Origin of the sequence: Pseudomonas sp. NFR09 (assembly GCF_900111535.1) — a bacterium.
Lineage (GTDB): Bacteria > Pseudomonadota > Gammaproteobacteria > Pseudomonadales > Pseudomonadaceae > Aquipseudomonas > Aquipseudomonas extremorientalis.
Map to the genome: position 1 here is coordinate 306,113 of NZ_FOIH01000008.1, position 25,470 is coordinate 331,582.

General features: G+C 61.6%; 26 protein-coding genes and 2 pseudogenes. 10 read left to right on the plus strand and 18 right to left on the minus strand.

Annotated features, from left to right (window positions below):
- Window positions 1-252: 252 nt before the first annotated feature.
- From BMX59_RS19590 to BMX59_RS19600, 3 genes are read right to left on the minus strand one after another with little or no spacing between them, the layout of a single operon-like run.
- Complete coding sequence (locus BMX59_RS19590) at window positions 253-552, minus strand: DUF3144 domain-containing protein (RefSeq protein WP_093124803.1); 300 nt, start codon at window positions 550-552, stop codon at window positions 253-255.
- A 39-nt stretch (window positions 553-591) separates the two neighbouring features.
- On the minus strand, window positions 592-1,287 hold the full coding sequence (locus BMX59_RS19595) for a tRNA (adenine(22)-N(1))-methyltransferase (RefSeq protein ID WP_093124808.1): 696 nt from the start codon (window positions 1,285-1,287) through the stop codon (window positions 592-594).
- The gene (locus BMX59_RS19600; RefSeq protein WP_071490160.1) at window positions 1,284-2,003 is read right to left on the minus strand and encodes a FadR/GntR family transcriptional regulator; all 720 of its coding nucleotides are present in this window, start codon (window positions 2,001-2,003) and stop codon (window positions 1,284-1,286) included. Before BMX59_RS19600 ends, BMX59_RS19595 begins: the two co-directional genes overlap by 4 nt.
- A gap of 232 nt (window positions 2,004-2,235) precedes the next feature.
- Here BMX59_RS19600 and BMX59_RS19605 point away from each other — a divergent pair, with 232 nt between their 5' ends.
- Together BMX59_RS19605 and gudD are read left to right on the plus strand one after the other, a co-directional pair.
- Entirely contained in the window at window positions 2,236-3,594 is a 1,359-nt protein-coding gene (locus BMX59_RS19605; protein ID WP_093124973.1) for an MFS transporter, read from the plus strand.
- Window positions 3,595-3,613: 19 nt separating this feature from the next.
- On the plus strand, window positions 3,614-4,939 hold the full coding sequence (gene gudD / locus BMX59_RS19610) for a glucarate dehydratase (RefSeq protein ID WP_093124813.1): 1,326 nt from the start codon (window positions 3,614-3,616) through the stop codon (window positions 4,937-4,939).
- 74 nt (window positions 4,940-5,013) lie between these two features.
- Here gudD and BMX59_RS19615 read toward each other — a convergent pair.
- Window positions 5,014-5,187 (minus strand): annotated as a pseudogene (locus tag BMX59_RS19615) (DNA-binding protein); the annotation flags it as partial.
- A gap of 25 nt (window positions 5,188-5,212) precedes the next feature.
- Window positions 5,213-6,136 (minus strand): ABC transporter substrate-binding protein, encoded by a 924-nt coding sequence (locus BMX59_RS19620; protein ID WP_093124818.1) that lies wholly within the window; start codon window positions 6,134-6,136, stop codon window positions 5,213-5,215.
- Between the two features lie 241 nt (window positions 6,137-6,377).
- On the opposite strand from BMX59_RS19620, the gene BMX59_RS19625 reads away from it, so the two are divergent.
- Window positions 6,378-7,619, plus strand: coding sequence for an acyl-CoA dehydrogenase family protein (locus BMX59_RS19625; RefSeq protein WP_093124822.1), 1,242 nt, complete (start codon window positions 6,378-6,380; stop codon window positions 7,617-7,619).
- A gap of 122 nt (window positions 7,620-7,741) precedes the next feature.
- Here BMX59_RS19625 and argE read toward each other — a convergent pair whose 3' ends face one another.
- From argE to BMX59_RS19660, 7 genes are all read right to left on the minus strand, one after another.
- The gene (gene argE, locus BMX59_RS19630) at window positions 7,742-8,890 is read right to left on the minus strand and encodes an acetylornithine deacetylase (RefSeq protein WP_071490165.1); all 1,149 of its coding nucleotides are present in this window, start codon (window positions 8,888-8,890) and stop codon (window positions 7,742-7,744) included.
- The gene (locus tag BMX59_RS19635; RefSeq protein WP_093124826.1) at window positions 8,887-9,561 is read right to left on the minus strand and encodes a DUF1028 domain-containing protein; all 675 of its coding nucleotides are present in this window, start codon (window positions 9,559-9,561) and stop codon (window positions 8,887-8,889) included. The genes argE and BMX59_RS19635 overlap by 4 nt, the downstream gene beginning before the upstream one ends.
- A 10-nt stretch (window positions 9,562-9,571) precedes the next feature.
- Window positions 9,572-10,303: a class II aldolase and adducin N-terminal domain-containing protein gene (locus tag BMX59_RS19640; RefSeq protein WP_093124831.1), complete on the minus strand. Its 732-nt coding sequence runs from the start codon at window positions 10,301-10,303 to the stop codon at window positions 9,572-9,574.
- 54 nt (window positions 10,304-10,357) lie between these two features.
- Complete coding sequence (locus tag BMX59_RS19645) at window positions 10,358-11,188, minus strand: ABC transporter substrate-binding protein (protein ID WP_093124836.1); 831 nt, start codon at window positions 11,186-11,188, stop codon at window positions 10,358-10,360.
- Window positions 11,189-11,216: 28 nt separating this feature from the next.
- Window positions 11,217-12,089 carry a phytanoyl-CoA dioxygenase family protein gene (locus tag BMX59_RS19650; protein WP_093124840.1) on the minus strand — a complete coding sequence of 291 codons (873 nt, stop codon included), beginning with the start codon at window positions 12,087-12,089 and terminating at the stop codon, window positions 11,217-11,219.
- A 27-nt stretch (window positions 12,090-12,116) separates the two neighbouring features.
- The gene (locus BMX59_RS19655) at window positions 12,117-13,634 is read right to left on the minus strand and encodes an amino acid ABC transporter permease/ATP-binding protein (RefSeq protein WP_093124845.1); all 1,518 of its coding nucleotides are present in this window, start codon (window positions 13,632-13,634) and stop codon (window positions 12,117-12,119) included.
- Between the two features lie 209 nt (window positions 13,635-13,843).
- Complete coding sequence (locus BMX59_RS19660; RefSeq protein ID WP_093124850.1) at window positions 13,844-14,818, minus strand: LysR family transcriptional regulator; 975 nt, start codon at window positions 14,816-14,818, stop codon at window positions 13,844-13,846.
- 182 nt (window positions 14,819-15,000) lie between these two features.
- Between BMX59_RS19660 and BMX59_RS19665 the strand changes: the two genes are divergently transcribed.
- The 4 genes from BMX59_RS19665 to BMX59_RS19680 all read left to right on the plus strand — a co-directional run bounded on the left by BMX59_RS19665 (window position 15,001) and on the right by BMX59_RS19680 (window position 17,821).
- Window positions 15,001-15,423 carry a RidA family protein gene (locus BMX59_RS19665; RefSeq protein ID WP_058425659.1) on the plus strand — a complete coding sequence of 141 codons (423 nt, stop codon included), beginning with the start codon at window positions 15,001-15,003 and terminating at the stop codon, window positions 15,421-15,423.
- Between the two features lie 25 nt (window positions 15,424-15,448).
- Complete coding sequence (locus BMX59_RS19670; protein WP_092250659.1) at window positions 15,449-15,895, plus strand: type II 3-dehydroquinate dehydratase; 447 nt, start codon at window positions 15,449-15,451, stop codon at window positions 15,893-15,895.
- A gap of 20 nt (window positions 15,896-15,915) precedes the next feature.
- On the plus strand, window positions 15,916-17,166 hold the full coding sequence (locus tag BMX59_RS19675) for a flavin-containing monooxygenase (protein WP_093124858.1): 1,251 nt from the start codon (window positions 15,916-15,918) through the stop codon (window positions 17,164-17,166).
- 322 nt (window positions 17,167-17,488) lie between these two features.
- Complete coding sequence (locus BMX59_RS19680) at window positions 17,489-17,821, plus strand: DUF6124 family protein (protein WP_093124862.1); 333 nt, start codon at window positions 17,489-17,491, stop codon at window positions 17,819-17,821.
- Window positions 17,822-18,085: 264 nt separating this feature from the next.
- Here BMX59_RS19680 and msrA read toward each other — a convergent pair whose 3' ends face one another.
- The 3 genes from msrA to BMX59_RS30235 all read right to left on the minus strand — a co-directional run bounded on the left by msrA (window position 18,086) and on the right by BMX59_RS30235 (window position 20,619).
- A complete protein-coding gene (msrA, locus tag BMX59_RS19685; protein WP_071490175.1) occupies window positions 18,086-18,592 on the minus strand; it encodes a peptide-methionine (S)-S-oxide reductase MsrA in 507 nt (168 codons plus the stop codon).
- A gap of 95 nt (window positions 18,593-18,687) precedes the next feature.
- On the minus strand, window positions 18,688-20,031 hold the full coding sequence (locus BMX59_RS19690; RefSeq protein ID WP_093124866.1) for a hypothetical protein: 1,344 nt from the start codon (window positions 20,029-20,031) through the stop codon (window positions 18,688-18,690).
- A 99-nt stretch (window positions 20,032-20,130) separates the two neighbouring features.
- Window positions 20,131-20,619: a hypothetical protein gene (locus BMX59_RS30235; protein ID WP_139212911.1), complete on the minus strand. Its 489-nt coding sequence runs from the start codon at window positions 20,617-20,619 to the stop codon at window positions 20,131-20,133.
- A gap of 244 nt (window positions 20,620-20,863) precedes the next feature.
- On the opposite strand from BMX59_RS30235, the pseudogene BMX59_RS19695 reads away from it, so the two are divergent.
- Window positions 20,864-21,476, plus strand: a pseudogene (locus BMX59_RS19695) (alpha/beta hydrolase family protein).
- Window positions 21,477-21,516: 40 nt separating this feature from the next.
- Entirely contained in the window at window positions 21,517-21,678 is a 162-nt protein-coding gene (locus tag BMX59_RS19700) for a DUF2986 domain-containing protein (protein WP_092250644.1), read from the plus strand.
- Between the two features lies 1 nt (window position 21,679).
- Here BMX59_RS19700 and BMX59_RS19705 read toward each other — a convergent pair whose 3' ends face one another.
- Window positions 21,680-22,891, minus strand: coding sequence for a YeeE/YedE family protein (locus tag BMX59_RS19705; RefSeq protein WP_093124872.1), 1,212 nt, complete (start codon window positions 22,889-22,891; stop codon window positions 21,680-21,682).
- Between the two features lie 123 nt (window positions 22,892-23,014).
- On the opposite strand from BMX59_RS19705, the gene BMX59_RS19710 reads away from it, so the two are divergent.
- The gene (locus BMX59_RS19710) at window positions 23,015-23,194 is read left to right on the plus strand and encodes a DUF1289 domain-containing protein (protein WP_058425670.1); all 180 of its coding nucleotides are present in this window, start codon (window positions 23,015-23,017) and stop codon (window positions 23,192-23,194) included.
- 74 nt (window positions 23,195-23,268) lie between these two features.
- On the opposite strand, the gene BMX59_RS19715 is transcribed toward BMX59_RS19710, so the two are convergent.
- Together BMX59_RS19715 and BMX59_RS19720 are read right to left on the minus strand one after the other, a co-directional pair.
- A complete protein-coding gene (locus tag BMX59_RS19715; RefSeq protein ID WP_093124876.1) occupies window positions 23,269-24,063 on the minus strand; it encodes a DNA/RNA non-specific endonuclease in 795 nt (264 codons plus the stop codon).
- Window positions 24,064-24,157: 94 nt separating this feature from the next.
- Window positions 24,158-25,375 carry an MFS transporter gene (locus tag BMX59_RS19720; RefSeq protein WP_092250635.1) on the minus strand — a complete coding sequence of 406 codons (1,218 nt, stop codon included), beginning with the start codon at window positions 25,373-25,375 and terminating at the stop codon, window positions 24,158-24,160.
- Window positions 25,376-25,470: the final 95 nt, after the last annotated feature.

A 25,470-nucleotide genomic window follows, 5' to 3' on the forward strand; every position in this document is an offset into this window, starting at 1 on the left:
AAAACGACCCAGGCGGTGCACCGCCGGGCGAAGCCTTGAAATGACTAACGGCAAAATGCCATGTCATTGATTGGGAAGGCACTAGCAAGATGTGGGCCGTTGGTAGAGAGGCCGGATACAGACGGGTTGGCACCTGATGGTGCACGCAAAGCGCCCTGAAATGGGGCAAAAGCACCCATCATTGAGCGCACATTTGTAACCACGCCACGAATCCAAGCCCCCTCCTACATTTTCACCCGCCGACAGCCTCGCTTACCCTTGCGTCCGTCCGGTCATGTACCGGCTGAAGTTATTAATGTGATCATCCAGATTATCCTCAAGCATCATCCGGTACTGGTCGCAGAAGTACTTCAACATCGCCTCCCGTGCATCGGCCATTTCCGCGCCGGACTTGAAGTTGCGCGCACTCGCCCAGGCGTTGAAGCGCGTGGTGCCAAACATCATCGAGGCGCTGACCTGGCCGAGGTTTTCGTGGGCCTGGAGCTGCGCGTTCGACAGCTCGATATGCGCGTCGGCGCGGTCGTAGAAGGTGGGGTCGATGGCGTCTGCCATGGTGGTTTTCCTTGGTCATCAGGTTTGAATGAGGGTCGATCAAGCCAGCAGCGCGGTTATCCACCTAGCCTGTTGGGAAATTTCCTGCCACTTGTCTGGCGGCACTGCCTGCCGCGCCTGCTCGAAGCTCGCCAGGGTTTTGTGCTTCTGCTGCAACAGGCGCTGCCACTTGGCCAGGAACACCGGGCTGCGCGCCTGCATTTGCAGGGGGCCGAAGTACAGCTGTTCGGCGGTGTAGGCCACCGGTCCGGTGCGCTCGGCGACGATGATCTCGTAATAGAAACGGTTCTCGCGCAGCAGCTCTTCATGGAGGATCGCGTAGCCGTTGTCCATCAGCCACTGGCGCAGCGGTTGTTCGCCACCGTTGGGTTGCAGGATCAGGCGCTCCTGGCCGCTCAGGTGCTGTTTGCCGCTTTCAAGAATGTCGCGGATCGTCTCGCCGCCCATGCCGCAGACGCTGATAGCGGTGATGCCGTCATGGGGTTCGATGGCCGCCAGCCCATCGGCCAGGCGCACGGTGACCTGCTGTTCCAGGCCGTTGTCGCGCACGGTACGTTGCGCCGCATGGAATGGCGTGGTCGCCACCTCCCCCGCCACTGCCGCCGTGATCAGGCCGCGACGCAGCAACGCCACCGGCAAATAACCGTGATCGGAGCCGATATCGGCCAGCCGCGCACTCGCCGGTACGTTAGCGGCCACGCGCTCGAGGCGCAGGGATAAGCTATGTTCGTTCAACGGCCCTGCTCCCCGGAAAAACGATCGCGGCTGTTGGTCAGGTGCAGCACCATGGCGGCGCGGGCGGCGTCCGGGTCCTGGCGTTTGATCGCGTTGAAGATCGCCTCGTGTTCCAGGTTCGCCAACTGGCCCAGCCTGGCGAAGTCGGCACCGCCGCGCTCATCGCCCTTGACCTGGGTGCGCGGGATCATCGCATTGCCCAGGTGCAGCATGATTTCGGTGAAGAAGGTGTTGCCGGTGGCCTCGGCGATCAGTTGGTGAAAGCGTTTGTCTTCCTCCACGCAGCTGTCGTTACTGGCCAGGGAAGCCTGGTAGTCATCCAGCGCCTGGCGCATGTGGGCCAACTGGGCGTCGGTGCGGCGCACGGCCGCCAGCGCGACGGCTTGTACTTCAAGGCCCAGGCGTAACTCCAGCATGTTGCGCACGCTGGCCACCGTGTCCACATGCAGGCGCAAGCCTTGCTGGGCCTGCTGCTCCAACACAAAGGTGCCGATGCCGTGGCGGGTCTCGACCAGGCCGGACGCCTGCAACTTGGAGATAGCCTCGCGCACCACCGTTCGGCTCACGCCGTGCTCGTGCACGATGGTGGATTCCGAGGGCAGTTTTTCACCGGGTTTGAGTTGGCCGAGCAGGATGCGCTGGGTCAGCGCGTCGACCACGCCTTGGGCCAGGTTGGTGGAGCGTCTGCGGACAGAGCTTCCATTATCGATGGGCATATTACGCGTCCACAGGGTTGAGCAGCCGCAAGCTTAACATCCCCACCTGGCCCTCGCGCCTACGGGGTGGTTGATGCGCAAAAAACCGTCTACTTGTATGACAACCAATTTTTAAAGCGCTCTACAACCAAGAAAATCTAAGGATGTTGCAGAAAAAATAAAACAACTTGTATGATGTCTGGCAACTCGATATGCAAACCCACATAAAAACAATCAGGGGGAGTCTGGAATGGTGACCACTTCAAGCCATGCATCTGCCACACCCGAAAATGATGCCGTCCTCACGCGCGCCGTGAGCAAGGTGAAGGGCCATGTGCTCCCACTGTTCGTGATCATGTTCATCCTCAACTACATCGACCGGGTCAATATCGGTTTTGTGCGCACGCACATGGAACACGACCTGGGCATCGGCGCAGCGGCGTATGGCTTCGGAGCCGGGTTGTTCTTCATCGGCTATGCCCTCTTCGAAGTGCCCTCCAATATGCTGCTGCAAAAGGTCGGCGCGCGTATCTGGCTGACCCGCATCATGTTCACCTGGGGCATCGTCGCCACACTGATGGCGTTCATTCAGAACGAAACCCACTTCTACATCCTGCGCTTCTTGCTGGGCGTGGCTGAAGCCGGCTTTTTCCCGGGGGTGATCTACTACTTCACGCGCTGGTTGCCCGGTGTGGAGCGTGGTAAAGCCATTGCGATTTTCCTCAGTGGCTCGGCGGTCGCGTCACTGATTTCCGGTCCGCTTTCCGGCGCGCTGTTGCAGATCGAAGGGTTTGGCTTTCACGGCTGGCAATGGATGTTTGCCATTGAAGGCCTGGCCTCAGTGGCGCTGGGGTTCTTTGTGTGGTTCTGGCTCGACTCCAAACCCCACGACGCCAAATGGATGACCCGCGAGGAACAGGACGCACTGGTCAATGCCATCGACCAGGAACAACGCGACCGCGAAGCCCTCACCCGCGTCAAGCCGACCCTCGGCAAGCTGCTCAAGGACCGCCAGATCCTGCTGTTCTGCGCGTTGTATTTCTGCATCCAGCTGACGATCTATGCCGCCACGTTCTGGCTGCCGAGCATCATCAAGAAGATGGGCGACTTGAGTGATGTTCAGGTCGGTTTCTTCAATTCGATCCCGTGGCTGATCTCGATCATCGCCATGTATGCCTTCGCGTCGTTGTCCGGCAAGTTCAAGTTCCAGCAGGCCTGGGTCGCGGCAGCACTGCTGATTGCGGCGGCGGGGATGTTCATGTCGACCACCGGCGGGCCTATCTTCGCGTTTGTGGCGATCTGCTTTGCGGCCATCGGCTTCAAGTCGGCATCGTCACTGTTCTGGCCGATCCCCCAGGGCTACCTGGATGTGCGCATTGCCGCTGCGGTGATCGCGCTGATCAACTCCATCGGTAACCTGGGCGGCTTCGTCGCGCCGACCACCTTCGGCTTTCTGGAGCAGACCACCGGTTCGATCCAGGGTGGCCTCTATGGCCTGGCCGGCACCTCGGTGTTCGCCGCGATCCTGGTGTTTTTTGCCAGGACGGCCCCCTCTGCCGCATTGAAGCCACCGAGCGGCGTGCCCACCGCCGCCCTCGGCAAACCACTTTGAGACCCGTCAGGAACCTGCCATGAATACTCCCGTCGTTACGCACTTCCAGGTCATCCCCGTCGCCGGCCACGACAGCATGTTGCTCAACCTCAGCGGCGCCCATGGGCCATACTTCACGCGTAATATCGTCATCCTCAAGGACAGTTCGGGCAACACCGGCGTCGGCGAAGTGCCCGGCGGCGAGCGCATCCGCGAAACCCTGGAAGACGCCCGCAGCCTGGTGATCGGCCAGCCCATCGGCCAGTACCAGCGCATCCTCAACCAGATGCGCAGCGCCTTTGCTTCACGCGATGCCGCCGGTCGCGGCCTGCAGACCTTTGACCTGCGCATCACCATCCATGCCGTCACCGCCATGGAAGCGGCGCTGCTCGATTTGCTGGGCCAGTTTCTCGAAGTGCCGGTGGCGGCCTTGCTCGGCGAAGGACAGCAGCGCGATGCGGTAAAAATGCTCGGCTACCTGTTCTATGTCGGCGACCGCAACGCCACCACGCTCGCCTACCGCAACGAAGCCGACAGCGACGACGACTGGTTCCGCCTGCGCCACGAAAAAGCTCTGACCAGCGACGCCGTGGTACGCCTGGCCGAAGCCGCCCAGGCCAAATACGGCTTCAACGACTTCAAGCTCAAAGGCGGCGTATTGAGCGGCGACGCCGAAATCGAAGCGGTCACCGCCCTGGCCGAACGCTTCCCGGATGCACGCATCACCCTCGACCCGAACGGCGCCTGGTCACTGAAGGAAGCCATCCGCCTGTGCCGCGACCAGCACCACGTACTCGCCTATGCCGAAGACCCCTGTGGTGCAGAAAACGGTTACTCAGGTCGTGAGGTCATGGCCGAATTCCGCCGTGCCACCGGCCTTAAGACCGCCACCAATATGATCGCCACCGACTGGCGCGAGATGGGCCACGCGATCCAGCTGCAATCGGTCGACATCCCCCTCGCCGACCCGCACTTCTGGACCCTGCAGGGCTCGGTGCGTGTTGCACAGATGTGCCATGAGTGGGGCCTCACCTGGGGCTCGCACTCCAATAACCACTTCGATATTTCCCTGGCGATGTTCACCCAGGTGGCCGCCGCAGCACCGGGCGACATCACCGCCATCGACACCCACTGGATCTGGCAGGACGGCCAGCGCCTGACCAAAGCGCCGCTGAAAATCGAAGGTGGTTACGTGAAGGTCCCAAGCAAACCAGGCCTGGGTGTGGAGATCGACCTGGACGCCGTGGCCCAGGCCCACGAAGTCTACAAAGGCATGGGCCTCGGCGCGCGGGATGACAGCGTGGCGATGCAATTCTTGATTCCGGGGTGGCGCTTCAACAACAAGCAACCCTGCCTGGTGCGATAACCCCTTCCTGCAGGAGCGAGCTTGCTCGCGAAGATCGCCAACGATAAAGCGTCCTCTCCGGATAAACGCAATGCCTAGGTTTTCTTCGCGAGCACGCTCGCTCCTGCAATTGGCTGTACCGTCAGCTCGACGCCCAAGGCCAGCATCAGCTTCTGGATCGTCTCGTAGCGGGTCTTCGAGCCGCCTTTCAACGTTTTATAAAGACTCTCCCGGTTCACCCCAGCCGCCTCGGCCACTTTGTTCACACCTTATGAGCGCTTGTTTCCCCAATGTTTAAAGCACCCGATCAAACAACGGCGCCACGTCATACCGCTGCTTCAACATCTGTGCATCCACCAAAAAGTCCGCCGTGGCCTGGGCCTCGCTGATAATCGTCGGCGAGATCGGCAGCACCTTGATTGCATCGCGCTTGAACCACACCTTGGCGATTTCCGGCGCCGACTGGTTGGCCTTCGCCCAGGCTTCGGCGTATTCATCGACGTGGGTGTTGCTCCAGGCTCGGGCGCGAGTCAGGCGGGCAATGAAGTCTTTGATGATCGCGCTTTTCTGCGCCAGGGCCGGCTCATACGCCACGATGTAGGTCGGCGCACTCATCAGGCCCTTGGCGTTGCGGATCAGGGTGCTGCCTTCTTTTTCCTGCAACGACACGTAGGGTTCCCAGGTGCCGAAGGCGTCGATGTCGCCCTGGGTCAATGCCAGGCTGGCCTCGGCCGGCAGCAGGTATTTGAAGTTGACGCTGCTGCGTGGCACACCCGCTTCATCCAGCGCCTTGTACGCCAGTTGCTGGCTCCACGAGCCGTTCCAGATGGCGACGGTCTTGCCTTTGAGGTCGGCCACCGAGTGAATGCCCTTGCGCGCCACAATGCCCACGCCATCAAGGCTGGTCTGGGTGCTGGCGACGACTTTTACCGGTGCGCCGTTGGCGGCCAGGCTGATCACCGGGGTGTCGCCGACGATGCCCACATCCAGCGCGCCACTGGCCACGGCCGAGGCTACCGGGGAACCGGTGTTGAAGCGCTTGAAGTCGACTTTGTACGGCAGGTCCTCCAGCTCGCCGGACAGCTCCAGCACGATGCGGTTGGAAAAGAACTGGTCACCCACGACGAGGGTCAACGGCTCGGCGGCGCTGGCCGACGGACCATAGAGCGCAAGAGAGGCCACGCCCAGCAAGGACAGCAGTGTTCGACGGTTGATCATGAAAAATCCCACAGGGTTAGAGGGTTGGTTTAACCATCTGTGGGCATGCAGTCTGGTCGCGTCAGGTAGAAGCTAACGCAATAAAAGCGCGGGGTTTAATACTGTTGGGCACTATCGATAGAACCGTCCCACAGGTCGCTAGTTGCTTTTCGTATTAAAACCTTCGCTGCCGCTGGGTTAGGGTGACGTCACCAGACCACTGGACCCCAGCACCTGAACCACTTTCAGCAAGGTCCATTGCATGTCGATTCCCGCTTTGAATATCTGGGGCGCTCCGCCCACTGCCCGCTACGAACAACTGGCCGCGCCGTTTCGCCCACTGTTTGCGCAGATTCTCGCGCAGGCCGCCGAGGCGGATCAGACACGCGCCAGCCTCGCCACGGTGATCCAGCAACTGAACGCCCTGGGTTTGCCGCGCTGGCGCCTGCCGGCCAGTTATGGCGGCCAGGATGCGACCCTGGTCGAGCTGCTCACGCTGCTTGCGGAACTGTCCGCCGCCGACTCCAACATCACCCAGGCCCTGCGCGGCCACTTTGGTTTTTGCGAAGACGTACTCAGCGCCAAGGACCCTGACTGGCGCGCCAAGTGGCTGGACCGCCTCGGCCAAGGCGCCCTGCTCTCCCCCGGCAGCACCGAAGTCGGCAACGGAGCCCGTGGCGATTTCGACACCCGCCTGCACCGCGATGCCGCCGGCGCATTGCGCATCAGCGGTAAGAAGTTCTACACCACCGGCGCGCTCTACAGCGACCTGATCAATACCATCGCGACCGGTGAAAACGGCACCGTGTATACGGTTGTCATCGACCTGAAAGCCCCCGGCGTGAAGATCGTCGACGACTGGAACGGCTTCGGCCAGCGCCTCACCGCCAGCGGCACCTGCATCTTCGATAACGCACCGGTGATGGACAACGACGCGCGCCCCACCCAACAGCGCTTCGGCCATGGACAGTCGTTCTTCCAGCTCTACCACCTCAGCACCCTCGCCGGAATCGCCCGACGCGCCGCCCTCAGCGGTGCCGAAGAACTCAGCCAGCGCGCCCGCACCTTCACCACCGGCAATGCCGACACCGCAGGCCAGGACGTGCAACTGCTACAGGTGATTGGCGAAGTCGCGAGCCAAGCCTACGCTGCTCAAGCGATTGCCCAGCAAGCGGCGCAACGCCTGGAGTACACCGCGCAGTCTGTGATTGCCCATGACCAGCCACTGCATGACGATGATCCGCAGGTTGCATTGGCCGAGCTGGAAGTGTGCCTGGCGGTGAACCCGGTGGTGGATGCGACGCTGGCCGCGACCACCGCCTTGTTCGATGCACTGGGTGCCAGTGCCACTGCCAGCAGCAAGGCGCTGGACCGGCTGTGGCGCAATGCGCGCACCCTGGCGAACCATAACCCGCGGGTGTACAAGTCGCGGATCGTAGGCAATTACCTGGTCAATGGAGTCCTGCCGCCTGCGCAGTGGCGGGTGGGTGTGGCAAAGCACTGACAGTTAGAGGGCACAACAAAGATCAAATGTGGGAGGGGGCTTGCCCCCGATTGCGGACATCCAGTCACTGCATTGTTAGTTGACCCATCGCCATCGGGGGCAAGCCCCCTCCCACAGGTAACCTACACGCTCACAAACTTCAGCACCCGCGCCAACATCCGGTCGCAGGCCTGCAACTGCGCCAGGCTGATGAACTCGTCCGGTTTGTGGCCCTGCTCCATGCTGCCAGGCCCACACACCACCGTAGGAATACCGGCCTGGTCGAACAGACCACCCTCTGTCCCAAAGGCCACCGTGCCAAAATCCTGCGAGCCACAGAACTGCGCCACCCATTCGGCGGCCTGGCTTTCAGGCGCTGTGGCCAGCCCGGGATAGCTCGACAACTCACTGATGCTGATCGCCGATTGCGCACTCACCGCCCGCATCGCCGGCAACAGGGAGTACTCGGCGTAGTCGCGCAGTTGCTGCACCACCTGCCAGGGATCCTGGGCCGGCAGCGAGCGCACTTCAAAGTCGAAACTGCAGTCCTGCGGCACGATATTGAGCGCCTTGCCGCCACTGATCAAACCAGTCTGCACCGTAGAAAACGCCGGGTCGAAACGCGCATCCAGATGCTCTGGCGCCTTGAGCGTTTCGCCGAGCCGCACCCATTCGCTGACCAGGCGCGCCGCGTATTCAATGGCGTTCACGCCCGCCGGCGCGTACGCCGAATGGCACGCCGCGCCATGCACCTGGCAGCGCATCGCCAGCTTGCCTTTGTGGCCCAGCACCGGCTTGAGTTCGGTGGGTTCGCCAATCACACACAGCAGCGGCTTGACCGGCTGCCCGTGGAACCGCTCGATCAGCGAGCGCACGCCCAGGCAACCGACTTCCTCATCGTAGGACAGCGCGATATGCACCGGCATGCGCAACGGCGCCTGCACCAACGCCGGCACGCACGCCAGCACACAAGCGATGTAGCCCTTCATGTCCGCCGTGCCACGACCGTACAACTTGCCGTCCTGTTCGGTCAGCTCGAACGGCGCCACGCGCCAGCGCTGCCCGTCCACCGGCACCACATCGGTATGCCCGGACAACACGATGCCGGGCACCTGCGCCGGACCAATCGTCGCAAGCAGGTTGGCCTTGCTCTTGTGCGCGTTGTACACCAGCTCACAGGCCACGCCGTGGTCTTGCAAATAGGTGCGCACGAAGTCGATCAAGGCCAGGTTGGATTCGCGGCTGGTGGTGTCGAAACGCACCAGTTGCGCCAGCAGGTCGCGGCTGTTCATCGGTCATCTCCCGGCACCGCATAACCCGGTGCGATCTGCGGGTTGAGGGCGCGGTCGATGTAATCCTGCAGTTGCCCGCGATAGGCTTGCCAGAGTTGGTCGAGGGCGCTGATCGGGTCCGCATCGGCCCAATCCACACGCAGATTGACCACTGGCCACAGCAGGTCATCGACAATCACCAGCGCCGCCGAATGCACCGGCCCCGCTTCACCACCACCTGCCACACCGGCGTGCATCGCGGCCAGCAGGCGGTCGGCCAGGTGCCCCGGGGCCGCTTCGAACGCCGCCACCATGGCCGCGATTACGCCGGGGTTGGCCAACATGTTCCCTGCCGCCACGCATTGCTCGCCGCTCACTGCGTGGTGAATACCCAGGGTCTGCGCACCGCTGAAATGCGCGGTGCGGCCCAGGTGATCAATCACGCTGACCTGCCGATACTCGCTGTGATCCTGACCGGCCAACGTCGCCAGTGCTTCACTCGGTGTCAGGCCCTGCTCCAGTAAATCCAGCACCTGAGGCCCCAGGCTCGGCAAGGTAATGTTCTGCGATGCCACCGCGCCCACGCCGGGACGCAGCCACGGACAACGCGCGCCCACGGCAATGCTCGATGAGCTGATCGCAATGCCCAACTGGCCCGTCTCGGCGCAGCGGGCGACAACGGAAAACGTCATGGAGGTGTCCTCAATCGAGCACGGAAGGGTCAGCGTCGATCATCAACTGCTTCATTTCTTCGAAATGCTGGCGCGAGAAGTCCGCGATGCCTTCCCAGCCCCGCGCGGTTTTTTCTGCCACTTCATCGGACAGCACCCGCAACGGCTGTCCGGTGGACCAGGCCGTGACGAGGATCTGGCAGGAACGTTCCAGGGTCCAGATGTCGTCGAACGCTTCACCGATGGAACCGGCCGTGACCATTACGCCGTGGTTACCCATCAACAAGCGCGTCTTGCCGTCGAGCAACCCGGCCAGCCGTGCGCCTTCGGCCTCGGTGTCGGCCATGCCGCCGTACAGCTCGTCCACGGCCACGCGGTTGAAGTAACGCGCGGTGTTCTGGTCGATCGGCGGGATGTGCGGCCTGGCCAGGCACGCCACCGCCGTGGTGTACACCGGGTGCAGGTGCAGCACCGCACGGGTCTGTGGCAACAGCCGGTGGATCTGCCCGTGGATCGACCAGGCCGTGGCGTCCACGTGGGGGTGATCGGCACAGGCCGTGTCTTCCGCATTCAACAGCAACAGATCGCTCGCGCGGATACGCGAAAAGTGCTTCCACTTCGGGTTGAGCAGAAACTGTTTGCCATCGGCCGAAACGGCGGCACTGAAGTGGTTGGCCACCGCTTCATGCATGCCCAGGTGGGCGATGATGCGAAAGGTCGCCGCCAGGTCGATGCGCGTCTGTTCTTCGTGGGATAACGCCATGGATCGCTCTCCGCAGGGCGCGGCCGCAGGCGAATGCGGCACGCGCGTGTAGGTTTACTTCGGCATCAGTGCGGCGATGTCGGCATCGGTCGGCGCTTGGAAGTTGTACTTCTTGAGCAGGGCGGCGTACTCCGGCGTGGCGCGGTATTTTTCCAGGCCGTCGAGCAGGGCTTTTTTCACCGTGTCATTGCCTTTCTTCACGCCGAAGCCGTTGAGCACCGGGTAGATCAGGGTGTCGGACGAGATCACCACGCGGCTGCCGAGCTTGTCGATCACGCCTCGGGCCACGGCGGCATCGGTGATCTGCGCTTCGACGGCGTGGGCCAGCAGCGCCTGGGTGGTTTGCGGGTCAGTGCTGTATTCGCTGATCTGGATCGGCTTCAGGCCCTTGGCGACGCAGTATTCGGTGGACAGCTTGTTCATCTGCGCGAGCCACGAGGTGGCCCCCATGGAGCCGATCTTGTGGCCGCAGAACTCTTCCGGGGTCTTGGGCTGGAAGGCGCTGTCCTTGAGGGTGAGGATCGACTCGCCGCTTTTCAGATAAGGGATCATGTCGATCACTTTGACCCGCTCGGCGGTGATGTACATCGACGAGTTGGTCACATCGAAACGCCCGGCCTGCAGGCCAGTGATCAGGTTGGGGAAGCGTGTGTCGAGGGTCTCGACCCGGCGGCCCATGACCTTGCCCAGGCCGTCCATGAACTCGATATCAAAACCCGCCGGCTTGTTGTTATCCATGTACTCATAGGGGAAGAACGTCACGTCGGAACCGGCGATGATCTTACCGTCCTGCTGGAACGCCGACGCGGCCAACGAGGTCAGTGCAACGGCTGCGCCCAGCAGGCACACGGCAAGGGGACGAACACTTTTACGAAACGCTGTCATGGTGATTACCTGCAAGGGTTTAGGGGGGTTAGGCAGTGGCTGAATCTTGTCCCGCCTGTTGCACGAAGAACGAGGCGCCACGAGGCTTCTGCGGCAGGCGCATGTGGTTGTCGGTGGAACGCACCAAGCCACTTTCCTCACCGGCCACCAACAGGCCGGCATGTGCGCTGGGCAACGGGTTTTCGCCGAAGGGCAGCGCGTCTTCAGCGGCATAGACACTGATGAACAGCGTGCGCGGCAGTTCGGTCTCGTTTGGGCTGGAAGCATGCAAAAGCCGGGTGTGCATGAAGCACACCGAGCCGGCCGGCCCGTAGCAGGCCACCGGTTGCTGGCAGTGTTGCGCGACCACGCTGTCGTCCACCGAACCGGTGAAACGCTGGTGCTGCCAGTGCGACCACAGCGGGCCTTTGTGGCTGCCGGGAATCACATTCAGCGGGCCGTTCTGCGGCGTCACTTCGCTGACCATCAGCAAGGCGGTGACGATGTCGTCGTTGCTGTGGGGCGTGAACAGAAAGTCCTGGTGCCACTTCACCTGCGTCGCGGTGTGGGGCAGCTTGGAGTTGATCTTGCTGTGGTGAAAACGCGTACCCTGGGCGCCGATCAGTTGCGCGCAAATCGCCGCCATGCGCGAGTGCAACGCCACGCGCTCATAGGCCGGCGAAATCTCCGTGGGCGAGCTGACCCGGCGCAGGGACGGGTGGTCGGCGCGGTGGTCGCCCTCCAGGTCAAAGCGCTCACGGCCATCGACAGTGGCGCCCCAGCCCCGGTCATGGCTGCGGCTTTCTTCCACCCATTGGTCGAAGTCGTGCTGTAACGCGGCCACTTCATCCTGCGACAGCACGCCTTCTACCACCAGGAAGCCGTCGCGCTGGAATTGTTCGATTTGCGATTGCTCGATCATTTTAGTGTTTCCTGAACGTTAAAGAGATCACGCCAGCGAGACGTCCTTGAGGAACGCCTCCACGCGTGGGTTGTAGCCGCTGCGCAGGGCGCACGGCGTGTCGTCGCAGACCACGCGGCCCTTCTCCATGAACACGATGCGGTCGGAGACCTTGAAGGCGAAGTTCATCTCGTGAGTGACGATGACCATGGTGATGCCCTCCTCGGCCAGGGCTTCGATCACCTGCAGCACCTCGTTGACCTTCTCCGGGTCCAGCGCCGAGGTAGGCTCATCGAACAGCATGATCTGCGGGCGCATCATCAAGGCGCGGGCGATGGCTACGCGTTGCTGTTGGCCGCCAGACAACTGGTGCGGGTACTTCCAGGCGTGGTCGAGCATGCCGACCTTGTGCAGCAGCGCGTAGGCCTGTTGCTTGAGTTCGGCGGTCGCGCCCAGGCGGTGGTACTTGGGCGCCATCAGCAGGTTGTCGAGCACGCTCAAGTGCGGGAACAGGTTGAAGCTCTGGAACACCATGCCGATGTGCAGGCGATGCTCGGCGTGCTCGATGTACTGGGGTTTCTGCGCGCCGACTTTGTTCAAGTGGATGAAGGGTTGGCCATTGATCCTGATCTCGCCGTTGTCCAGTTGCTCCAGACCATTAAGCAGGCGGATCAGCGTGGTCTTGCCGGAGCCCGACGGACCGATCACAGACACCACTTCACCGGGCTGGATCTGCAGATTCACCGAGCCCAATACCTCGATATCGTTGTAGGCCTTGTGCAACCGCGTGGCCTGCAACGCCGACTCGCCATTATTGGCCGGGCGCGCCAAGGCAGTGCGCTGCTGGGTCGCCAGGGCCAGCACCGCCGCATCGGGAACACGGGACACGTTGCGCTGGTTGACGTCGAGAAAGCGCTCCAGGCGCTTGAGCAGGAAGTCGAACACCGTGACGATAAACACATAGAAGAACGCCACCGCCGCCATGGTTTCGATCACCAGGAAGTTCTGCGAATACAGGCGCTGGCCGACCATCAGGATCTCGGTCAGGGAGATCACCGACACCAGGGAGGTGAGCTTGACGATGGAGATGTATTCGTTGGCCAGCGACGGCAACGCCACCCGCAGCGCCTGGGGAATTACCACGCGCCACTGGGTGCCGAAGAACTTCAGGCCCAGCGCCCGAGCCGCCTCGCCCTGCCCTTTGGGAATCGACAGCAGGCCACCGCGATGGATCTCAGCCACGTAGGCGGTCTCGCAGATCACCAGGGCCAACAGGCCGGACCAGAACGGGTCGGCCAGTACCGCCGAGGTACCGGGCAACGCTTGCGGCAAGTTGTAGATAAAGATCAGCAGCACCAGCAACGGCAGGCTGCGAAACAGCCAGATATAGCCGCGGGCCGGCACGCTCAGCAGGCCATGTCTGGATTGCTTGGCCAGGGCCAGCAGAAAGCCCAGGCCAATGCTCAACACCCAGGTCAAGGTGCTGAGCTTGATCACCGTCCACGTCGCGCGCCAGAACTCGGCATCGCCCAGCAAACCCAACATGTAGTTCCAGTCGAATGTCATCGTCGCTGTGCCCTGAGAAGTTGATCTACATCGATGGGTTCAGAGTCGTGGCGGGAGGCGGTTGGGGTCAATTCGTAAAAGCCGGGGCACTGGGTAGGCAGAACCTATGCAGCCTGAGAGCACCCAAAATCCAATGTGGGAGGGGCCCCTCCCACCTTTGGTGCAGGCTTGAATCGGCCGTATTGCGCATGCCACTTACTGGTGCAAGCTCAGCTCACACCGCTCAACACCCGCACCGCATGCGGGTCAAAAAAGCTCGGCGGCGCCATGCCGGGGATGTACTGGTCGGACACAAACATGCGGCACCGCTCGGCAAACGCCGACACCACCCGCGACAGCTGGGTGTTGCTGGCGGTGGCGTAGCCCAGGCGCATCGGCCGGTGTGCACCCGCCAGGCGCAGGCGGATCACGCGCTTGCCGTCCTGGGACATGTTCGATTTGGGCCGCGCATTCGCGAAGGAATAGCCGATACCGTTGCCCACCATGGCGCGCACCGTTTCAAGGTTGGTGGAGCGCATGATGATGTTCGGTGTGGTGCCGGCCTGGATGAACAGGCTGAGGAAATAGTCACGGCTCCACGGCGTGTCGAGCAGCACCACCGGGTAGGCCTCCAGGTCCTGCATGCTCACGGCCGGTGAGTTCGCCAGCGGGTGGTACTCGCCCACCATCACGTAGGGCGGCAGTTGCGCCAGGGGTTGGAAGTCGATGTCCTGGCTGGTCACCAGGTCGTAGGTCAGGGCGATATCCAGCTCGCCGCTGCGCAGTTTTTCCAGCAGCTCTTCATGGTTGCCCTCGGCTTGCGTCAGCCGTACGCCGGGAAACGCACGGCCGAAACCGAACACCAGCTCTGGCGTGATCATCGGCGCCAGCGACTCCAGGCAGCCCACGCGCAACGGCCCGCGCACCGTGTTCAAGGACTCCGAGGCGATGGTGTAGAGGTTGGTCATCTGCTCCAGGATCAGCTTGGCTTCCTGCATCACCAGGCGCCCCACCGCCGTGAGGGAAATGCCCTGGGCGTGATGGCGGATGAACAACTGAATGCCCAGCTCCGCCTCCATATGGGTGATCGCCGCCGAGATCGACGGCGACGACACATGAATGCGCTCGGCGGCCGCACTGATGCTGCCCGCCTCTCCCGACGCGACGAAATACTCCAGTTGACGCTGAGTAATACGACTGAGCATGACGCCTGCCCCTCAACAATGACTGTACCGGCGGTGTTGCAGGGTTCGTGCCGGGTCAGGCGCAAACCGATGACCTGCACGGGCTTCGGTTTTTCCTAAGCACTACCCCGCGCAAATGCTGGTTTCGCCGCAGCCGGGGCGGTGTGAAGCTGGATCTATCCCGCTTCCCACGAGTTGCAGTTATGCCGACCCACACCCGCATCCGCATGTTCAATACCCAACAGACCTACCCCAACCAGGCGCTGGACAACGACCTGTGCCAGGCCGTGCGCGCCGGCAACACCATTTACGTGCGCGGCCAGATCGGCACCGATTTCGACGGCAACCTGGTCGGCCTCGGCGACCCGCGCGCCCAGGCCGAGCAGGCGATGAAGAACGTCAAGCAACTGCTGGAAGAAGCAGGTTCGGACCTGTCGCACATCGTGAAGACCACCACCTATCTGATCGACCCGCGCTACCGCGAGCCGGTGTACCAGGAGGTGGGCAAGTGGCTCAAAGGTGTGTTCCCGATTTCCACTGGGTTGGTGATCTCCGGGCTGGGCCAGCCGGAGTGGTTGATGGAGATCGATGTGATCGCCGTGGTGCCGGACGATTGGGCCGTATGAAAGCGCTGATTGCCTGGAGTGCCCCATGACCCATCGTGTGTTTTTCCTCAACGGGCCTAACGCCAACCTGTACGGGCTGGATAAAAACGGCACCTATGGCAGCGAAAGCTTCGCCAGCATCGACGCCCGCTGCCAACGCCACGCCGCCGCCCTGGGCCTGACGCTGGACTTTCGCCAGAGCAACCATGAAGGCGTGCTGGTTGACTGGGTTCAGGAAGCACGCCTGCACGCCGACGCCCTCGTGATCAACGCCGCCGGGCTCAGCTACAGCTCGGTGCCGATCCTCGATGCGTTGCTGGCGTTCGACGGCCCGATCATCGAAGCGCACATGAGCAATATCTGGCAGCGCGAAAGCTTCCGGCACCACTCCTACGTGTCCAGGGCCGCCACCGGTGTGATCGCCGGGTTGGGGGCGCTGGGTTACCAACTGGCAATCACGGCTGTGGCCGAATTGCTTGGCCAAACCGCCTAATGACTGTTCAGGAACCGCCTATGTCCGTCGAAAAAATCAACACCCTGGTCGTCGGCGCAGGCCAGGCCGGCGTCGCCATGAGCGAGCACCTGTCCTTGATGGGTGTGCCCCACCTCGTGCTGGAACGCCACCGCATTGCCGAACGCTGGCGCTCGGAACGCTGGGACTCTCTGGTCGCCAACGGACCGGCGTGGCATGACCGCTTTCCCGGTCTCACCTTCGAAGGCATTTCGCCGGAAGCCTTCGCGCCGAAAGAGCGCATGGCCGACTACTTCGAGGCCTACGCGGATAAGTTGCAGGCCCCTGTCCGCACGGGCGTGGAAGTCCAGTCGGTGGAACGCCACGCAGGCCGCCCCGGCTTCAAGGTCACCACCTCCGCGGGCGTGATCGAAGCCGCCAACGTCGTTGCTGCCACCGGCCCGTTCCAGCGCCCGTCAATCCCGAACATCGTCCCCGCCAGCGCACCGCTGCACCAACTGCATTCCTGCGCCTACAAGAACCCCGGCCAACTCCCCGAAGGCGCCGTATTGGTGGTCGGCGCCGGTGCCTCCGGCTCGCAGATCGCCGAAGAACTGCAAAAGGCCGGCAAGACCGTGTACCTCTCGGTGGGCGAACACTACCGCCCGCCCCGCGCCTATCGTGGCCGCGACTATTGCTGGTGGCTGGGCGCATTGGGCTTGTGGGATGAAGTCAAGATCCAGCCGAAGAAAAAGCACGTGGCGTTTGCGGTGAGTGGTTACGAAGGCGGCAAGACGGTGGACTTTCGCCGACTGGCACATCAAGGCATTCAATTGGTGGGCGTCACCCAGGACTGGGCGGAGGGCGTGATGAGGTTTCAACCGGGGTTGGCCGAGAACGTGGCTGAAGGCGACCGCGCTTACTTTGACGTACTGCGCGATGCGGATGCGTATATCGAGGCCAATGGCTTGCCGTTTCCGCCGGAGCCACAGGCCTGGGAACTGTTGCCTGATCCAGAGTGCCTGGTGAACCCGATGTTGAGCCTGGACCTAGCTGAAGCGGGCGTGACCACAATCCTTTGGGCCACCGGCTTCAAGTTCGATTTCAGCTGGTTGAAGGTGGACGCGTTCGACGAGAAAGGCGAGCCGTTCCACAAACGCGGGATCTCGGCACAGAGCGGAATTTACTTCCTAGGTTTGCCGAACCTGGTCAACCGCGCATCTTCATTTATCTATGGGGTTTGGCATGATGCGAAGTACGTGGCGGACCATATCGTGCTGCAGAACGCGTACAGGGCGTACGACAAGTCCTAATCCTGCCGGGACGAAAGGCGCGAGCCTTGCCCGGTTGCCTACGCTTGCGTCAGAATCCGCCGGCTTGTGCGCTTGGGTGAGCGTCTCTAAGGTGGCTCGGTCGCTGAACACTCAGTGATCGGGTTTAGTAGCCCGAGTGACAACATAAAGTGCATGAGCCTCATCGATCAGATGTTCTTGTCTGTGCTTGATGGTGGCTGTGCGCAGGGCGCCCTCGGGCGCGCCGGCTTTGTGTGTTTCCCCGGTCTACTAACCTGCGTACAGCCGCCACCCTCTCGTTTAGTAGCGAAAAGGTGTTGGCCCTAAAACAGGTACAACACACATGTTCAAAGTCACGCCCAATCCTCCAAACGGTCCCGACCTGAAGCTCAATCATGCGGCGAATCGTGCGATTGACCATTACCTCAATCCCGGTGCCGAAGCACCACCTGCGCCACTCTTCAGCATCGCCAGCGATGCCAGCAACGAAACATTGATCGTCAACTGCTACGAAACCCTTTCCTCGGTCAGCGCCTTGCTACTCGACCTGTCGGAGGCGTTGATGGGTAAACAGCGGGATGTGGCGCTGGCCATTCACCAGTTGAGTGAGTTGGGGGTTTTGTTGGTGGATAAGCTGATGGAGCGCGAAGCTACGCTAGCTGATCCAGGTCTTTGAGAAACCGGCCATATCCGGCTGATAACGTCCCATAAGGGCGAACACTGCAACTGTGGCGAGCGGGCTTGCCCCGCGTTGGGTTGCGAAGCAACCCTGGAAGGAGGAATGCGCGAAGTCAGGCCCTCTTCGACCGCGGGTTTTGGGGCTGCTTCGCAGCCCAACGCGGGGCAAGCCCGCTCGCCACAGGGGTACTTATCGTCAGTTCTACCTAAAGACCTTGAAAGGGCTGCCCCTTACAACGACTCGCGCTTGCAGGCAGTGCTTTCAGCCACGCTTGGGCAACTTCCAATTCGGCCGAATAAAGTGGCAGGTATAGCCATTGGGAATCCGCTCCAGATAATCCTGATGCTCCGGCTCCGCCTCCCAAAACGGCCCCGCCGGCTCGATCTCCGTCACCACCTTCCCCGGCCACAGCTTCGATGCATCCACGTCCGCCGCCGTATCTTCGGCCACCTCCCGCTGCTGCTCACTCAGGTAATAAATCGCCGAACGGTAACTCGGCCCCAAATCATTGCCCTGCCGATTCGGCGTGCTCGGGTCATGGATCTGGAAAAAGAACTCCAGAATCTGCCGGTAGCTGATCACTGCCGGGTCAAACACGATTTCAATCGCTTCGGCATGGTTGCCATGGTTGCGGTAGGTGGCATTCGGCACATCGCCGCCGGTGTAGCCCACGCGGGTGTGCAGCACGCCGGGGTAGCGGCGCAACAGGTCCTGCATGCCCCAGAAGCAACCGCCGGCGAGGATGGCGGTTTCGGTTGAGTTGGTCATGGTCTGCCCTTGCGTTTAGTGAATACCTGCCTAGTTATGGGGCCGTGTTGGCCAATAGCAAGATTCACGGGTTTGTCATGCAGTGCGCCGGCACCTCAGGGTTTGAAGTTTTTCATCAGTTTGAACAGGTGGCCGGGCCAGACCCAGCGTGACTGGGGCGGGTCGCGAGTCTCACCGAGAGCGTCAAGAAAGGTTTTGTTGGGCGCATTACCGTCTGGCCCATTCACGTTTTGACGCGGGAGAGTTGGATCGTTTGGCGGGTCCTCCGGCTTATAGACCCGATGGGTGACTGCATCCAGCACGTAACCGGCGGCCTTGCCGTACTCAGTGAGGCTCCAGACACCGTCGATGACTTGGGAGACTGCCTTTGAGGGTGGAAGCTTGATGTCCTTGTGCGTGGTGGTGACGATATGGTCCGCAGTTTTGGCGTGTTTGAAGGTGGCGTACTCGCTGCCGAGTGGAGGTTGATCCGCGCCCTCGTCGGAGAATTTTTTCACCATTCGCTCCAGGAACGGTATGCCGCCGATGTGGGTGAACGCGCCCATGCCTGGGTTCAGGATGTGTTTCACAAAGCCAGGGTCAACACGGGTGCTGCTGAGCGCTGAACTGGTCAGTATGCGTGAGGCGATGGCCTCGTCCTCTGGCTTGTAATTAAACGTCGTCCAATACCCGTCTACGTAAAAGCCATTGGTGGCTATGTATTGGCGACCGTCGCTGGAGCGTCGATACTCGCCGAGTGCCCAGACCAAAAGATCAACGTGGCCTAAATCCGCACCTTCTGACTGTAGATATGCATACATATCCGCGACCAAGGCACGATCATCGAGGTTGAGGAAGTCGCTTGCTCTTTGAAGGGCATTCACTGAAGTGGCCGGTGGAAGGGCGACTGGGGGTTCTCTACCGCCAAACACGCGCGAAATCATGATCTCACGGCCGACGCTGGCAGCCTGCCCCGAACTAGAACCGCCTGAAGGCTCCATCGACTTGGCCGTTTGCCACGCCACCCTTCGCTCATTGACCGTGAAGGCGCCGCCGTTGTCGCGGGCGATCAGGTTGAGTTGATCTCGCCCGAGCCCCTTGAAGGGGTTGCTGTCATGACCGTTGAGGAAACCAGTCGCTTGCCGCGCACGGGCCAAGAGTTCCGGGTTATTGGCCGTTGGAAGCTCTGCGTCGTGTTGTGCCTTGTTGGCGAAATACTGTTCGTCGGTGATGAGTTCGAGGGGGTCGGCATTCGTTTGACCCGTGGGCGTTTCCGCACGCTGTGCCGCATCACTCAATTGAAGCGCCAGGATTGAGACGGTGGTGATGCCGTCATTACGCTTAGCGAGCGCATCAGTCTCGACGTTGTCAGGCGAGACTGTGGACGGAATAACAATGCCGACGGAATCATTCGTCACGCGATTGTTTGACGAGGAGGTATTAGGGCTGATAGTGATCATTAGTATTCACCTTGCGTTAGGCATGTGAATGGTCATGTAAAAGTTTCTTACCTATCCAAATACCCGCAGCCAAATTGGCTGCGGGCATCACACCGCACACTAATACCTATATTTAATAGTCACTGAATCGGCACCGGCAGGACGAGCGTACGGTGGAGTGCCGCCCCACACCTTATGAAAAATCTGAATTTTTGAGCCATTACCAAAGGACTGATTGTTAAAATCCATCAGCACACCCGACGAACTCGGAGCGATGATCTGACAGTTCTCTTCTAAACTAAATGGACGGTAGTAACACAGCCTAACCTCCTCACGAATAGTCCCGGGATAGTAGGTTGTACGCCACTGAACCTCCAGTATTTGCTTGGGATCCGCGAGTGTTCCTGAAGGAATATCCGAGGCCAGCACGTTAAAACTTGCGAATTCCACACCCGGATGAGTATTGGAATTAGATAACACCAGTATGGGACCTGGCGCCACTGTTTTAGCAATGGAGTGTTCTGCCGCCAACACCACATCCTTTGTAAAAACCGCCAACACAACACACACAACAATCCAAACCTTATTGATACTTTTCGAGCTTTTCATAATCTTCACCCTAGTTCATAAGTGAGCACCTGAGGTTCCAATCATTCCAGCAGCAGGAATCACACCACTACCCTTGCACGATTTTTCAATTCAAGTAAGGCACCCGCTTCCTAAAAACATGAAGCCCTTATCTGTAATACTTACAAGTAGGACTTTGTCAGTAACTTCCTAGTCCCGTCTCCCCTCTATTAAAAACCCCTGTTCCAAGGCATGATGCCGCCCTCACATCAAGGACGATAAAACCGTGAAAATCACCCTCACCGCGCTGCTGTTGATTGGCTTGGCGATGCCTGCATTCGCCGACACCACGCCCATCGGCTTCAAGAACATCAGCGTCCCTGATGCGCAACGCCCGCTGCAAATGGTCGTCTGGTACCCCGCCGCGAGCGGCGAACATCCGCTGGTGGTGCTCTCCCACGGCTACGGCGGCGAAGGCCCAACTGGCCGCTGACCCGCGCGACCCACGCGTCGGCGCTGTAGTGACACTGGACCTGGGCCTGTCACGCGGCTTCACCGACGCCAGCCTGGCCGCCCTGCCGGTGCCGGCGCTGGTGATTGCGGGGGGCGTGCCAACGGAAGATATGGACCCCAACCTGGAGTCCGCCGACATGGTCAGGCGTATGCCAAAGGCCTCGACCGAGTATGTGGAGATCAGCGACGCTACGCACTTCAGCTTTATGTCGATCTGCAAGCCGGGTGGCATGGCGTTGATCGAAGAAGACTCGCCGGGCGATGGCATGATTTGCCGCGATGGCGAGGGGGCTCGGCCACGGGCGGTGATTCAGCAACAGGTGCTGGCTCTGATCACTGGTTTTTTGTGGCGGACAGCGGCACGGCGCACGGCGGCGGATTTTTAGCTGGTATCATCCCGGGCCTGTACAACCCGGGTGGACCCACATGAATCGCCAGAAAAAACTCCAGCAGCTCTTCAAGGAAAAAGCCAGGAAGGCGAATGCCAAGTTGGCGCCGAAAAAGAAGGACAAGTACATCAGCAAGGCGGACCGCGAAAAGCTGGCGGCTGAAGCGGCTCAGGCGCCAGACAGTTCGCCGCAAAGCTGAATCAGCAACCGCTCAACGCCACCTGCCGCCGCTCCCCCGCAAAGAAAAACGGCCGCAACCGCACGCCCACGCTGTTGCCGATAAACGCCGCCACCAGCCATACCCAGCCATGCAGGCTGCCCGAGGCGATGCCGCTGAAGTACGCGCCGATGTTGCAACCGTACGCCAGGCGCGAGCCGTAGCCGAGCAGCAGGCCGCCGATCACTGCCGCCACCAGCGAGCGCGCCGGGATCCTGAGGCTGGGGGCAAAGCGCCCGGCCAGGCCGGCGGCCAGCAGCGCACCGAGGACGATGCCGATGTCCATCACGCTGGTGATGTCTTCCCACACCGGCGCGGCCAGGGCCTTGGCATTGCCCGGCATCTGCCAGAACGCCCAGCTGGCCACGTCCACACCCAGGCCGCTGGCGACTTTGGCGCCCCACAGCGCGAACGCCGAGGTGATGCCCCAGGGCCGTCCCGCCAGCGCCAGGGTGGCGTAGTTGAGCAGGGCCAGGCCGATGGCGCCCCACACCAGTGGCCATGGCCCGCGCAGAAAGCGGCGCAGGCCTCGGTGCTCGCTTTTCACGCCCTCTTCCAACTGACCATGGCGACCCTTCTCCAACCGTACGGTCACCAACGCAATGATCGCGAACACCGCCAGGCTCAAGCCCAATGCCGGCACCACGCCGAAGCTCTTGACGATGGACACCGCCGGGAACGCCGGCAGCCCGAACCACCAGTCAACATGGTGCGTGGCGATCAACGAACCGCAGATAAAGAACAGCAACGTGACCAGCATGCGCGCATTGCCACCGCCGACGGTGAACAGCGTGCCCGACGCACAACCGCCGCCCAGCTGCATGCCGATGCCGAAAATAAATGCCCCGAACACCACCGACACCCCGGTCGGCGCCACCAGCCCGGTCACCGGCTGCCCAAACAGCGTGCCCGCCCCCAGCGCCGGGAAGAACAGCAGCACCGCCAGCGCCAGCATCACCATCTGCGCGCGCAAGCCAGCGCCACGGCGATCATTGATGAACACGCGCCAGGCCGAAGTGAAACCGAAGGCGGCGTGGTAGAGGGTCAAGCCCAGTGCGGCGCCAACCACCAGCAACAGCACCTGGTGCGAACCGACGCTGTTTTGCAGGAACAGGGCGCCCAGCACCAGGATGATAAAGGCCACCAGCGGCGCGACGGGTTTGCGCGCGGGGGTGAGAGGCAGAGAGGTACTCATGGGGAATCTCGGTCTGTTTGAAAGGAGTAGGCTGCGAGGGTGGCGAGTATACCCTTGTGTGTAGATAATCCCGGGATGCGTGTGGCCTGACGGCGCCCCTTTCCTCCATCAGCCGGTGAACCTGTGGCCAAAGACATCGAGAACCCCTGCGTTTCCCTCTGCCAGCTCAGCGGCGACCTCTGCGTCAGTTGCGGACGCACCAAGGATGACATCCGCAAATGGAAACGCATGAAACGCCCGGAGAAGATGGCGGCCGTACAGCGTGCGACACAGCGCCTCAAGGCGTTGAAAAAAGCCAGGTAAGGCTGTTCATGCATCTGTGGCGAGCGGGCTTGCCACACAAGCCTGCTCACCACAATTGGCCCGCAAGATGGGGGTCAACCCCGCCCCACGGACCCCGACACCGGAAGATCACCCAGCAACTTGAGCCCGGTGCTCTTCACAAACGTCGCGTAGTCCATCGGTTTCTGGATGCGCGTCTCGGCGTTGGGCAGCACATAGGCCCAGGCGCGCTTGCTGGAGGCGTCATACACCAGCTTGAACAACCGCGTCGGCACCCAGACCTTGTTGTGGCCGATGGTGCCGTAGCCCGGGTCGAACAACGGGCCGGTGAACACATACACGTCGCCACCGGCACGCACGGCAAACTTGCGCACGTCGGCCTCGACCTTGCTCCAGACCTTGCGGTTGTTGGTGGGGTCCTGGGGCACCATGTTCGACAGCGCGAACGACTGCGCCATCGCATTGGCATTCGGTGCATCGGCGGCCGGGGATTGATGACCACGGTCCACCGCCGGGTGCTGGGCGCGGTAGTCGCTCAACTCGGCGCGACCGCCTTTGGGGATACGCGGGTCGGCGTAGAACTGGTTGGTGCGTTCCTCGCCCTTGGCGTCTTTCAACAGGGCGGCATTCAGGCGTTCGACCACCACCAGCGGGGTCTTGCTGGTTTGCGAGTAGAGCACTGCGAAATGGTCGGAACACAGCGCCAGCGGTTTCATCGCGGTTGGCACGGTGGCGGTGTTGATCGGTGCGGCGGGGAACAGGTCGGCACAACTGTCGAAGGACAGTTGCTTTTCCTGTTTGGAGTACAGGTCCGGCAGGCTGCGGGCGTTGGCCCCGCAAGACAGCAAAACAAAGGCGGTCAGCCCAACGACAAGTTTGCGTAGGTACATGCATTGAATCTTCGAAAAGGAGTGAAGCGGCTGGCTCCGGCGTACGGAGCCAAGTGGATGATATTGCGAGGATTATTGACTAGCAGATGTCAGATTAGTGCCCGACTGCTGAAGGTTTTCCCGCAGCCCGCGCACCTGGTTTGAAACCATGGGCACGGGCGCTCCAGGCAATCGCCAGCGACACACCGATCAACAGCAACATCGCCCACGGAAACGAGGCCACGCCCCAGGTCTCCAGCAACACCCCACCGACGACACCGCTGCCGGCGATCGCGCTGTTCCAGGCCACCACATTCAGCGACAGCGCCACGTCGGCGCCATCGCCCGCCGCATCGGCCAGGGCAGTCTGCAGCAGGGTCGCGGCGCCGCCGAAACTCAGGCCCCACACGGCCACGCCGAGGTAGACCACTTCCGGCAGGTTGCCAAAAAGGCCCAGCCCAAGCGAGACGACCGCGAACACCGCCAGGCTGACGAGCACGGTCTTGCGCAACAACGACTCAACGAGCCTGGCCGTGAGCCAGATCCCCGCCAACGCGGCAACCCCGAACACCAACAGCACCAGGTCGACCCGCTCGGCCAACCCCGCCGGCGCCACGAAGGGTGCAATGTAGGTGTACAGAATGTTGTGCGCCAGCATCCAACTGATCACCACCGCCAGCACCGGCCGTACGCCCGGCGTGCTCAGCACCTGGCCCAGCGACATACGTTGATGGGCGGGCTGGGGAGCGTAGTCCGGGACTTTGACCAACACCCACGCAATCAATACCAGACTCACCGCCGACATCAGGCCAAACGTGGTGCGCCATCCCACCAACCCACCCAGCCAAGTGCCGAGCGGTACACCCAACGACAGCGCAATCGGCGTGCCGACCATCGCCAACGCCAGCGCCCTGCCCTGCTGGTGCGGCGCGACCATGCGCCGGGCATAACCGGCCAGCAGGCTCCAGGCCAACCCCGCTGCCACACCGGCGAAAAAACGCGCCACCAGGGTCACACCATAGTGGGACGACAGCGCGGTGATGGAGTTGAACAGCAGGAACCCGACGATGGTCAGCAACAGCACATTACGCCGGCGCCAGCCACGGGTCGCGATGGTCATGGGGATCACCGCCAGCACCGAGCCCAAGGCATACGCGGTGACCATCTGCCCGGCCATCGACGGGGAAATCGCCAGGCCGTCACTGATCAACGGCAACAGGCCGGCGGGCAGGGTTTCGGTGACGATGCAGATAAAGCCGGTCATGGCCAGGGCGAGCAAGGCGCCGATGGGCAGGCGGTCGGATGACGCCGATAAAGTGAGTGAAGGTGTCACGGGTAACTCCTTGAGCGAGATTTAAATACTGATCGATACAAATGTTGCGACCGGACATAGCGCGTTGTCAACGACATATGTATCGACTAGTATTT